This is a genomic window from Streptomyces sp. CB02959 (assembly GCF_002803155.1).
Lineage (GTDB): Bacteria > Actinomycetota > Actinomycetes > Streptomycetales > Streptomycetaceae > Streptomyces.
Map to the genome: position 1 here is coordinate 92252 of NZ_NNBP01000032.1, position 10979 is coordinate 103230.

10 protein-coding genes are annotated in these 10979 nt (G+C 71.7%); 3 read left to right on the forward strand and 7 right to left on the reverse strand.

Annotated features, from left to right (window positions below; all coding sequences use genetic code 11):
* Positions 1-55 precede the first annotated feature (55 nt).
* The gene (locus CG747_RS38070) at positions 56-874 is read left to right on the forward strand and encodes an isoprenyl transferase (RefSeq protein ID WP_100606463.1); all 819 of its coding nucleotides are present in this window, start codon (positions 56-58) and stop codon (positions 872-874) included.
* A gap of 111 nt (positions 875-985) precedes the next feature.
* Here the strand turns inward: CG747_RS38070 and CG747_RS38075 are convergent, their stop codons facing one another.
* Entirely contained in the window at positions 986-2608 is a 1623-nt protein-coding gene (locus tag CG747_RS38075; protein ID WP_100606464.1) for an amidohydrolase, read from the reverse strand.
* A 61-nt stretch (positions 2609-2669) separates the two neighbouring features.
* Positions 2670-3329 carry a TetR/AcrR family transcriptional regulator gene (locus CG747_RS38080; protein ID WP_100606465.1) on the reverse strand — a complete coding sequence of 220 codons (660 nt, stop codon included), beginning with the start codon at positions 3327-3329 and terminating at the stop codon, positions 2670-2672.
* Between the two features lie 101 nt (positions 3330-3430).
* Here CG747_RS38080 and CG747_RS38085 point away from each other — a divergent pair, with 101 nt between their 5' ends.
* On the forward strand, positions 3431-4867 hold the full coding sequence (locus CG747_RS38085; RefSeq protein WP_100606476.1) for a cytosine permease: 1437 nt from the start codon (positions 3431-3433) through the stop codon (positions 4865-4867).
* A 40-nt stretch (positions 4868-4907) separates the two neighbouring features.
* Here CG747_RS38085 and CG747_RS38090 read toward each other — a convergent pair whose 3' ends face one another.
* From CG747_RS38090 to CG747_RS38105, 4 genes are all read right to left on the reverse strand, one after another.
* Complete coding sequence (locus CG747_RS38090) at positions 4908-5345, reverse strand: Fur family transcriptional regulator (RefSeq protein WP_100606466.1); 438 nt, start codon at positions 5343-5345, stop codon at positions 4908-4910.
* Positions 5346-5508: 163 nt separating this feature from the next.
* Positions 5509-6402, reverse strand: coding sequence for a metal ABC transporter permease (locus CG747_RS38095; protein ID WP_100606467.1), 894 nt, complete (start codon positions 6400-6402; stop codon positions 5509-5511).
* Positions 6403-6414: 12 nt separating this feature from the next.
* Entirely contained in the window at positions 6415-7239 is an 825-nt protein-coding gene (locus CG747_RS38100) for a metal ABC transporter ATP-binding protein (RefSeq protein ID WP_257981002.1), read from the reverse strand.
* An 85-nt stretch (positions 7240-7324) separates the two neighbouring features.
* A complete protein-coding gene (locus tag CG747_RS38105) occupies positions 7325-8287 on the reverse strand; it encodes a metal ABC transporter substrate-binding protein (RefSeq protein ID WP_100606468.1) in 963 nt (320 codons plus the stop codon).
* A gap of 221 nt (positions 8288-8508) precedes the next feature.
* Here CG747_RS38105 and CG747_RS38110 point away from each other — a divergent pair, with 221 nt between their 5' ends.
* Positions 8509-9891, forward strand: coding sequence for a glycine--tRNA ligase (locus tag CG747_RS38110; RefSeq protein ID WP_100606469.1), 1383 nt, complete (start codon positions 8509-8511; stop codon positions 9889-9891).
* 151 nt (positions 9892-10042) lie between these two features.
* Here CG747_RS38110 and CG747_RS38115 read toward each other — a convergent pair whose 3' ends face one another.
* The gene (locus CG747_RS38115) at positions 10043-10624 is read right to left on the reverse strand and encodes a TetR family transcriptional regulator (RefSeq protein ID WP_100606470.1); all 582 of its coding nucleotides are present in this window, start codon (positions 10622-10624) and stop codon (positions 10043-10045) included.
* Positions 10625-10979 lie beyond the last annotated feature (355 nt).

The following is a 10979-nucleotide window of genomic DNA, read 5'->3' on the forward strand; positions in this document are numbered from 1 at the left end:
GGGCCCGGCCGACGAATACACCGTCCATCGATATGGCATAGGAGACGTGGGGCGCATGGCAGTACGCGGGATTCTGGGGCGCAACCGACGTGAATACCAGACGCCCGAGCCGCACCCCTCGGGTGCGCGTCCGCCGAGGATTCCCGGCGAGCTCGTCCCGAACCACGTCGCGATCGTGATGGACGGCAACGGGCGGTGGGCGAAGGAGCGCGGGTTGCCGCGCACGGAGGGCCACAAGGTCGGTGAGGGCGTGGTGCTGGACGTCCTCAAGGGCTGCATCGAAATGGGCGTGAAGAACCTCTCGCTCTACGCCTTCTCCACCGAGAACTGGAAGCGGTCGCCGGACGAGGTCCGTTTCCTGATGAATTTCAACCGGGACGTCATCCGGCGGCGCCGGGACGAAATGGACGCGCTGGGCATCCGTATCCGGTGGGTCGGCCGGATGCCGAAATTGTGGAAGTCCGTGGTCCAGGAACTCCAGATCGCCCAGGAGCAGACCAAGAACAACGACGCGATGACGCTGTACTTCTGCGTGAATTACGGCGGCCGGGCGGAGATCGCGGATGCCGCGGCGGCCATCGCGGCGGACGTCCGGGCCGGGAAGCTGGACCCGTCCAAGGTCAACGAGAAGACCGTGGCGAAGTACATGTACTACCCGGACATGCCCGATGTGGACCTGTTCGTCCGGCCGTCCGGTGAGCAGCGCACCTCGAATTACCTGATCTGGCAGAGCGCCTACGCCGAGATGGTGTTCCAGGACATCCTTTGGCCCGATTTCGACCGCCGCAACCTCTGGGACGCGTGCTTCGAGTACGCCAAGCGGGACCGCCGGTTCGGCGCGGCGCCGCTGAACGAGGGCGAGAAGGCGACCTGAGCTCCGGCCCGCGGGACGGGCCGGTGAACGGCGGACGGGCCGCCTCCCCTCGGGGAGGCGGCCCGTCGTGTCGCAGGCCCCGTACGGCCTTGCCCGCCGGGGCCGGTCGGCTCACACGCGCGGATCGCGGTGGGTGGGGCGGCCGTCGAGGACGGTGAGCAGGACCGGGAGGTCCGGCAGGTCGGTGGCGGCGGTGGTGAGCGGGTCGTCGGCGAGGACGGTGAGGTCGGCGCGGTAGCCGGGGGCGAGCCGGCCGGCCCGGTCCTCCTCGCCGGCGGCGTGCGCGGCGTGCACGGTCATGCCGCGGAGCGCCTCCAGCGCGGTGAGTGCCTGCTCGGGGCCGTGCGGGGGCTGGTCGAGGTCGCGGGTGGGGCGGCGGTGGCGGGCGCCGGCCATCACGCCCAGCGGCGGGTAGGGGGCGATCGGCCAGTCGGAGCCGAGGACGACGGTGGCGCCGGCGTCGGTCAGGTCGCGGCAGCGCCAGGCGCGGGCCGCGCGCTCCTCGCCGAGCCGACGGGACCAGTTGTCGGTGTGGTCGGCGCGGGTGAAGTCGCAGCAGTGGGTGGGCTGCATGGACGCCAGTACGCCGAGCTCGGCGAACCGGCGCAGGGTGTCGTCGGGCACCGTCTCGATGTGCTCGATCCGGTGCCGGACCCCGTTGCGGTCGGCGCGCCGGGCCTGCTCGACGGCGTCCAGGACGTGCCGGACGGCGGCGTCGCCGATGGCGTGGGTGGCGGTGGGCACCCCGGCGGCGTGCAGCTGCCCGACGATGCGGGTGTAGACGGCGGGGTCGGGCCAGAAGGCGTGGGTGGACTCGCCGTGGCAGTCGGGGCGTTCCAGCCAGGCGGTGCCGTTGTCGATGGTGCCGTCCATGAAGAGCTTGACGCCCGCGGTGTGCCACAGCCGGCCGCCGGTGCCCTGTCGGGCGATGAGCGCGCGCACCCCGTCGTCGTCGGTGCCGGGCTGGCACCAGGGGGCGACGCGCAGCCGCAGCGGCAGATCGCCGGCCGCGTCCAGCTCCTCGTAGAAGGCGAGGCTGTCGCCGTTCGCGTCCATGGCGTGGCCGCCGGTCAGGCCGGCGGCGGCCATGGCGCGCAGCGCGGCGGCGAGCCGGGCGCGGCGCTCCTCGCGGGTGGGCTGCGGGGCGGCCCGCTCGACCAGTTCGCAGGCGGCGTCCTCCAGCAGGAGCCCGGTGGGCCGGCCGGCGGCGTCGCAGACGACCTCGGCGGCCTGGTCGAAGGCCCGGGGGCCGTCGACGCCGGCGAGTTCCAGGGCGCGGGGGCTGGCGAGCATGGAGTGCGCGTCGAAGAGCTGGAGCAGCGCGGGGACGCCGTCGAGGACGGGGGCGAGCGCGGCGGCCTCGACCGGCCGGTCGCCGAAGACGTTGGGGTCCAGTCCCCAGCCGTGCAGCCAGGCACCGGGGGCGAGGGCGGCGACCTCGCCGGCCAGCGCCGCGCGGACCCCGTCGAGGTCGGTGCAGCCCGACAGGTCCAGGCCGTGGGTGAGTTCGGCGCCGGAGACCGGGTGCAGGTGCCCGTCGGTCAGGCCGGGGGTGACCACCGCCCCTTTGAGGTCGATCACCGTGGTCGCGGCGTCGGCGAGCGCGCGGATCTCGCGGTCGTCGCCGAGGGCGGTGATCTTCCCGTCGGCCGCCGCCAGCGCGGTCTCCGGCAGGAACGTGCCGGTCGCCGGGTCGAGCAGGCGGGCGGAGAGCAGGACGAGGGGGGCGGGCACGGCGGCTCCTGGGAAGGCGGGAGAACAGGGGGCAGGGGGAGCAGGAGGAGGGGTGCGGGGGCTACGCCTCGACCGCGGCGGGTGCGGCATCGGCCGGGCGGCTCAACGCGCCGTCCGGCAGCCCGAGTTCGCGCTCCGCCGTGGTGATCGCCATGCGGGTCACGGCCGCCGGGCGGTCGCGGGTGTCGGTGTTGGCGTGCGCGCCGAGGCCGTCGAGCACGACGAGGATCTGGATGGTCGTCACCTCCGGGTCGGCGGTGCGGAACTCCCCGCCGGCGACGCCCTCGTGGAGCAGTGCGGCGAGCCGCCCGCGCCAGGCGGCCTCCTGTTCGGCGACCCGGTCGCGGAGCAGGGGGCGGTAGCGGCTGAGGTGGCGGGCGTTGATCCACAGTCGGCTGATGGCGTCGTACGCCTCCCCGGTGGTGTGCGCGAAGAACCGCGCCAGCCGCTCCGTGGGGCCCGCGCCGGGGGTCTCGGCCGGCAGCAGGCCGTCGAGTTCGTTGCGCGCGGCGGTGCCGAACGCCTCCGCCACCAGTTCCTCGGCGGACGGGAAGTAGTGGCTGATCAGTCCGGGGCGGACGTCGAGGTCCTCGCCGATCCGCCGCAGGGTGATGCACTCCAGCCCCTCGGCCAGGGCGACGGTGGCCGCGGCGTCGACGATTTCGGCCCGCCGGGCGGTCGGGTCTTTCCGGATGCGCTTGCGCTGAACCCTTGACGACATACCCGGGATGTTATTGAGTGTGCGACCAATAAGCAACAAGGCCGTTAACGCAGCAGGTCGTTATGGCCAAGATCGCCAACGACCAGCTCCCCGGAGGACCCATGGCGTCCACGATCCCCGAACCGCGCACCGGCACCCACGACGCGTCCGAGGCGGCCACGCCGGCCCCGGACCGCGCCGGCCGGATCGAGGTCCACGGCATCGACCACATCCCCGACGCGGACCGCCACGGCCGCCCCCGCGGACTGTTCTCCGTCTGGGCCGCCGCCAACGTCAACTACCTCAGCCTGGTGGTCGGCGGCGCCCTGGTCCTCATGGGCCTGACCCTCTGGCAGGCCCTCGCGGTGATCGTCGTCGGCAACCTGTTCTGGGTGCTCACCGGCGTGCTCGCGGTACCGGGACCGGCCGCCGGCACCCCCAGCGAAGTGATCACCCGCGCCCTCTACGGCGTCCGCGGAAACCGGGTGAACAACGCCGTCACCGGCTGGATGATCTCGGTCTGCTACGTGGCGCTGAACCTCGCCTCGGCCGCCACCGCCGCCTTCTCCCTCGTCGAGGAGACCGGCATCCACACCACCACCGGCGTCAAGATCGTCGTGGTGGTGGCCATCGCCGCGATCACCCTGACCATCAGCGTCTACGGGCACGCGCTGATCGTGAAGCTCTACACCCCGATCACGCTGGTCCTCACCGCGGCCTTCGCGGTCGTCGCCTACGCGGTGTTCCGGCACGCCGACTTCGGCTACGCGCCGGCCCACCCGCTGACCGGCAGCGCCCTGTGGGCCGCCGTCCTCGGCGGGACCACCCTCATCGCCTCCGGGCCGCTGTCGTACACGACCAGCGCCGACTTCTCCCGCTACTTGCCGCGCACCACCTCACCGCTGGCGGTGGTCGGCTGGACCGCCCTCGGCGGCTTCCTGCCCGGCGTGCTCGTCTGCTCCCTGGGCGCGTTCGCCGCCACCGCCGTCGACATGACCGATCCGCAGACCGCGCTCCAGCAGATCCTGCCCGGCTGGTTCACGCCGCTCTTCCTGCTCGCCCTGGTCCTCGGCACCATCGCGATCAACGCCCTGACCGCCTACAGCGCGGGCCTCGCCCTCCAGGCCGTGGGCCTGCGCATCCGCCGGTCCGTCAGCATCCTCGCCGACGGGGCCGTCGCCGTCGGCCTGACCCTCTACGCGCTGCTGGTCTCCAACTTCCTCGACACCGTCAGCAGCGTGCTCCAGCTGACCGTCGTGCTGCTCGGCCCCACCGCGGCCGTCTACGCCACCGACATCGTGCTGCGCCGCAACCGCTACGACGGCCCCGCGCTCACCGACGAGAGCCGCGGCGGGCCGTTCTGGTACACGGGGGGTGTCAACTGGGCCGGCGCCGCGGCCCTCGCCGGCGGCGTCACCGTCTCCGCGCTCTGCGTCGACACGCTCTACACCGGCCCGATAGCGGCGGCCGTGGGCGGCATCGACCTCGCCCTGCCGGCCGGCCTCGTGGCCGCGTCCGCCCTCTACATGCTGCCGGCCCGCCGCACCGTCGGCCGGTGAACCGACCGCGGATGCGCCGGGCCGGTGCCGGCCGGCGGCGTCAGACGCCCCGGCCTCCCGCCTCCGCCTTCGTCGCGCAGTCGCCGCACGTCCCGAAGATCTCGACGGTGTGCGCCACATCGCGGAAGCCGTGCGCGGCGGCGATCTGGTCGGCCCACTTCTCCACCGCCGGGCCCTCGACCTCGACGGCCGTGCCGCAGCCGCGGCACACCAGGTGGTGGTGATGGTCGTCGGTGCTGCACCGGCGGTAGACGGACTCGCCGTCGCTGGTGCGCAGCACGTCGACCTCACCGGCGTCGGCGAGCGACTGCAGCGTCCGGTAGACGGTGGTCAACCCGACCGAGTCGCCGCGGTGCTTGAGCATGTCGTGGAGCTCCTGTGCGCTGCGGAACTCGTTGACCTCGTCGAGTGCGGCCGAAACCGCGGTGCGCTGCCGCGTCGACCGGCCGCGGACCGGAGATCCCGCGCTCGTCGCCACCGTTGCCTCCCTAGGACGTCAGGACTTCTCCCGCGCATGCGTTTGGCCATTGTGCCAGGTGATGACCGGAAGCCCTGTTCGGCGCTTACACCTACTCCTTTATGTATCCCTCGGCCGGGCGGTGTCACACCGCCCGGCACCCCGCCGGCCGCCTGTAACGCCGTTACACCCGTACGTCGTCCTCCGCGGTGCGACTGCCCGGTACCTCCAGGGTGCACCCCTTCCCGGCCGGTGTGGCCGCTCGGGCCCGCTTTCTGGCCAGCGGGGTGGCCAGCGCCGTGAAGACCACGAACAGCGCGATGGCGAACAGCACGATGGTCGCGCCGGACGGCACGTCGACGTAGTACGAGGCGGTGGTGCCGGTGAGGGTCACCGCCACGCCGATCGCCACCGCGGTCACGAAGGTCACCGCGAAGCTGCGGCTGATCTGCTGGGCGGCCGCGACCGGGATTACCATCAGCGCGCTGACCAGCAGCAGGCCGACCACCCGCATGGCGACCGTGACGGTGACCGCGGCGGTCACCGCGATCAGCAGGTTCAGCAGCCGCACCGGCAGACCGGTGACCCGGGCGAACTCCTCGTCCTGGCAGACCGCGAACAGCTGCCGGCGCAGGCCCACCGTGATCGCCAGCACCAGCGCGGCCAGCACGTAGATCGTCGTCATGTCCTGCGGCGAGACGGTGGTGATCGAACCGAACAGATACGTCCCCAGGTTGGCGCTGGAGCCCGCGTCCGAGAGGTTCATCAGCATCACACCGCCCGCCATGCCGCCGTAGAACAGCATGGCCAGCGCCAGATCGCCGCGGGTCTTGCCGTACCAGCGGATCAGCTCCATCACCACCGAACCGACCACCGCGACCGCGGTGGCGACCCAGACCGGGCTGGTGTTGAGCAGGAAGCCCAGACCGACACCGGTCAGGGCGACGTGGCCGATGCCGTCGCCCATCAGGGCCTGGCGGCGCTGGACGAGGTAGATGCCGATGGCGGGCGCGGTGATGCCGACGATCAGCGCGGCGATCAGCGCCCGCTGCATGAAGGCGTAGGAGAGCATTTCCATGGTGGCGGGCCCCTAGCTCAGCAGGCCGGTGCGGAGCGGCTCCGCGGCGGCGTCGGCGTGCGGGTGGACGTGGTCGTGGCCGGGCAGCGCGTGCTGCCCCACCGCCTCGGGCGGCGGACCGTCGTGGACGACACAGCCGTCCCGCAGCACCACCGCACGGTCGATCAGCGGCTCCAGCGGGCCCAGCTCGTGCAGCACCAGCAGGACCGTGGCGCCGCGGCCGACCTGCTCGCGGAGCGCCGAGGCCAGCACCTCCTGGCTCGCCAGGTCCACGCCGGCCATCGGCTCGTCCATGATCAGCAGATCGGGTTCACCGGCCAGCGCGCGGGCGATCAGCACCCGTTGGTGCTGCCCGCCGGACAGGGCGTTGACGGAGTCCTTGGCCCGGTCGGCCATCCCGACCAGCTCCAGCGCGTGGTGCACCGCGGTCCGGTCCGCCTTGCGGAGCAGGCCCAGCTTCGTCCGGGCCAGCCGGCCCGCCGTGACCACCTCGCGGACGGTGGCCGGCACCCCGCCGGCCGCCGTGGTGCGCTGCGGCACGTAGCCGATGCGCGCCCAGTCCTTGAAGCGGCGGAACGGCGTCCCGAACAGCGCCAGTTCACCTCCGGTCAGCGGCACCTGGCCGATCACCGAGCGGACCGCGGTGGACTTGCCCGAGCCGTTGGCGCCGAGCAGCGCGACGACCTCGCCGGGCCGCACGGTCAGGTCGACCCCGCGCAGCACCGGTCGGGCGCCCAGCGACGCGGTCGCGCCGCGCAGCTCGATGACGGCCGACCGGTCCCGGGCGGGACGTTCCTCGGCCTCCGGGTCTATGACGGGCTGGCCGGTGTCCTTCATCTGCTGACCTCCGTCGTGCGGTGCGTCCTGGGGTGCGGGGTGTGCGGGGCGTACGGGGCCGGGCGCCGGGTGGGCGCGGGGCCGGTCACTTGGTGCCGAGCGCCTTCTGCAGCGCGGCGAGGTTGGCGCGCTGCACCGAGAAGTAGTCCGTGCCGCGGGACTTGTCGGTGATGCCCTCCAGCGGGTCCAGCACGTCGGTCTTCAGGTGCAGGTCGCCGGCGAGGGTCTTGGCGGTGGCCGGGTTGGCCAGCGTCTCGAAGAACACCGTGGAGACGTGGTGCTGCTCCGCGAGGGTGTGCAGATCCTTGATGCGGTTGGCGCTGGGCTCGGACTCCGGGTCCAGGCCGCTGATCGCCTCCTCGGTCAGGCCGTAGCGCTCGGCGAGGTAGCCGAAGGCCGCGTGGGTGGTGACGAAGGTGTCCGAGGCCCGGTTCTTCAGCCCGTCCGCGAACTCCGCGTTCAGCGCGTCCAGCTTCTTCACCAGGGTGTCGGTGTTCTTCTGGTAGTCGACCTTGTGCTTCGGGTCGGCCTGCGCGAGCGTCTTGTTGACACCCTTGGCGACCTGGGCGAACTTCACCGGGTCCAGCCAGATGTGCGGGTCCAGACCGGGCTCGGACTCGGAGTGCGAGTGGTTGTCGCCGGTGCTGTGGTGGTGCCCGTCGACCTCGGGGCCGTGCGTCTCCAGGCCGGTCAGCTTCGACGCGTCGGCGATGTACTTCACGCCGGACTGGGCGACCGAGTCGTCCACGGCGGGCTGGAGGCCCTTGAGGTAGACGATCGCGCCGGACTCGCCGAGCTGCGCGGTCTGCTTGGCGGTGAGCGTCAGGTCGTGCGGCTCGACGCCCGGCTTGGTGAGGTTGGACACCTCGACATGCGACCCGCCGATCTGCTCGGCGAGGAACTGCATCGGATAGAACGACGCCGCCACCTTGAGCTTGCCGTCGTCGGTGCGCCCGGAGGCGGTGGTGGAGCAGCCGGACAGGGCCAGCAGGCCGAGGACCGCGACTCCGGCGACGGCGGCGGTGGATATGTGCGGGCGTACGTTCATGACACTCATTTTCAACAAACATGGAAATGATTGTCAACAAAGTGCGCGCCAGGTCACAGGTCGAAGACAACCGGCCGGAACTGATCCGGAATCGATTTGGTCCGGGGGGTACGCCCGCCGCTACCCTGAATCATTCGCCCAGTCGTCTCCTGATCAGCACCCTCATCGAGGCGCCTCGCGCCCCCCTATCCACTGTCCGACGTCGTACTGAAGAGAGCACCGTGGCCGCCGACAAGATCGATACCATCGTCAGCCTGAGCAAGCGCCGTGGCTTCGTCTACCCCTGCAGTGAGATCTACGGCGGCTCCCGCGCTGCCTGGGACTACGGTCCCCTCGGCGTCGAGCTCAAGGAGAACATCAAGCGCCAGTGGTGGCGCGCCATGGTCACCTCCCGCGAGGACGTCGTCGGCCTCGACTCGTCGGTGATCCTGGCCCCCGAGGTGTGGCAGGCGTCCGGCCACGTGGCCACCTTCACCGACCCGCTCACCGAGTGCACCTCCTGCCACAAGCGCTTCCGCGCCGACCACCTGGAGGAGGCGTACGAGGCCAAGCACGGCAAGCTCCCCGAGAACGGCCTCGCCGACATCAACTGCCCGCACTGCGGCAACAAGGGCGGCTTCACCGAGCCCAAGCAGTTCTCCGGCCTGCTCTCCACCCACCTCGGCCCGTCGCAGGACACCGCGTCCGTCGCCTACCTGCGCCCCGAGACCGCCCAGGGCATCTTCACCAACTTCGCGCAGGTCCAGCAGACCTCCCGCAAGAAGCCCCCGTTCGGCATCGCCCAGATGGGCAAGTCGTTCCGGAACGAGATCACCCCGGGCAACTTCATCTTCCGGACCCGCGAGTTCGAGCAGATGGAGATGGAGTTCTTCGTCAAGCCGGGCGAGGACGAGCAGTGGCAGGAATACTGGATGGAGCAGCGCTGGAACTGGTACCGCGACCTGGGCCTGCGCGAGGAGAACATCCGCTGGTACGAGCACCCCGCCGAGAAGCTCTCGCACTACTCCAAGCGCACCGCTGACATCGAGTACCGCTTCCAGTTCGGCGGCTCGGAGTGGGGCGAGCTGGAGGGCGTCGCCAACCGCACCGACTACGACCTCTCCTCGCACGCCAAGGCGTCCGGCCAGGACCTCTCCTACTTCGACCAGGAGGCCGGCGAGCGCTACACCCCGTTCGTCATCGAGCCCGCGGCCGGTGTCGGCCGCGCCATGCTCGCCTTCCTCCTCGACGCCTACACCGAGGACGAGGCGCCGAACGCCAAGGGCAAGCTGGAGAAGCGCACGGTGCTGCGCCTCGACCCGCGCCTGTCGCCGGTGAAGGTCGCGGTCCTCCCGCTCTCCCGCAACCCGCAGCTCTCCCCGAAGGCCAAGGGGCTCGCCGCGGACCTCCGCAAGTTCTGGAACATCGAGTTCGACGACGCCGGCGCCATCGGCCGCCGCTACCGCCGCCAGGACGAGATCGGCACCCCGTTCTGCGTCACCGTCGACTTCGACACCCTCGACGACAACGCGGTCACGGTGCGCGAGCGCGACACCATGAAGCAGGAGCGCGTCAGCCTGGACCAGATCCAGTCCTACCTGGGCAGCCGCCTCCTCGGCTGCTGACCCCCGCGGCCCGCGGACCGGCCGGCAACGGCCGGGCCGCGGACCGACCCGCCGCACGCGGCACCGACACGACCGCCGCACGCGGCACGGACACGAACGCCGGCCGGCCCCCGACTCACCGGGGGCCGGCCGGCGTCGTCGTGCGCGGTGGTCACCCCCGCAGGCCGCGCAGTACGAGGTCGCGGACGGCCTCGAAGTCGGCGGTGATCTCCGGACGGGACCACTCCGCGGCGTAACAGGGGTCGTGGAAGCGGCCGGTGGCGCCGAAGACGGCGTGGGCGGTGACGGCCGGGGAGGAGGCGTGGAAGGCACCCTCCGCGACCCCCGCCTCGATGATCCGCGCCAACTGCGATTCGAGATCGGTGACGTGCCGATCCACCACACCGCCGCTCTCGCCGATCAACGTCATGTACGTGGCGAAGAGTTCGGGATCGTCGTCGGCCTTGTGCCGCTTGGACTCGAAGAGCGCGGCGAGCCAGCGGCCCAACCGTTCCTCGGCGGGCCCCTCGTCCTCGACGATGTCCGCCAACTCCCGGCTCGTACGGTCCAGCCAGCGCGCCGTGACCGCCTCCCGCAGCGCCGTCTTCGTACGGAAATGCCGGTACACACTGCCGTGGCTCACGCCCAGCGCCCGCGCCACATCCACGACCGTCGCCTTCGCCGGCCCGAACCGGCGCAGCACCTCCTCGGTGGCTTCGAGGATCCGCTCGGGCGTCAACGTCTCGGGGGGCATGGAGTCGAGCCGGCCTTTCGGTTCAACGGGGCTACGTACCGTATGGACGGTACCGTCTTGGCCGGGCCCGCACGTTGTCGGCCGTCCCGCCGTGGGGGTTGCTGTTCTTGCGCCTGGCGGCGCGGGCTGTTGTCCGCTGCGCGGGGCTGTTGGGTGCGGTGTCGGGTTGGAGGGGTCGGGGTGCAGGACTGCTGCGCTTTACGTCCTGCACCCCGACCCCTCCAACCCGCCCCCTCCCGGTGGTGGTGGGGAGAGATGGTGGATGGGGCCTGTTGTTGGTCGCCTGCCGGTCGCTGATCGACCCGGTCACCACTCAACAGCGGACCCGCACCGTCCCACTACGGGCACTCCAACT

Bases quoted from the DNA above. Each gene is read 5' to 3' on its own strand.
- CG747_RS38070 (WP_100606463.1), top strand. From the start codon at position 56: ATGGCAGTACGCGGGATTCTGGGGCGCAACCGACGTGAATACCAGACG.
- CG747_RS38105 (WP_100606468.1), bottom strand. From the start codon at position 8,287: ATGAACGTACGCCCGCACATATCCACCGCCGCCGTCGCCGGAGTCGCG.
- CG747_RS38080 (WP_100606465.1), bottom strand. From the start codon at position 3,329: ATGTCGTCAAGGGTTCAGCGCAAGCGCATCCGGAAAGACCCGACCGCC.
- CG747_RS38095 (WP_100606467.1), bottom strand. From the start codon at position 6,402: ATGGAAATGCTCTCCTACGCCTTCATGCAGCGGGCGCTGATCGCCGCG.
- CG747_RS38115 (WP_100606470.1), bottom strand. From the start codon at position 10,624: ATGCCCCCCGAGACGTTGACGCCCGAGCGGATCCTCGAAGCCACCGAG.
- CG747_RS38100 (WP_257981002.1), bottom strand. From the start codon at position 7,239: ATGAAGGACACCGGCCAGCCCGTCATAGACCCGGAGGCCGAGGAACGT.
- CG747_RS38085 (WP_100606476.1), top strand. From the start codon at position 3,431: ATGGCGTCCACGATCCCCGAACCGCGCACCGGCACCCACGACGCGTCC.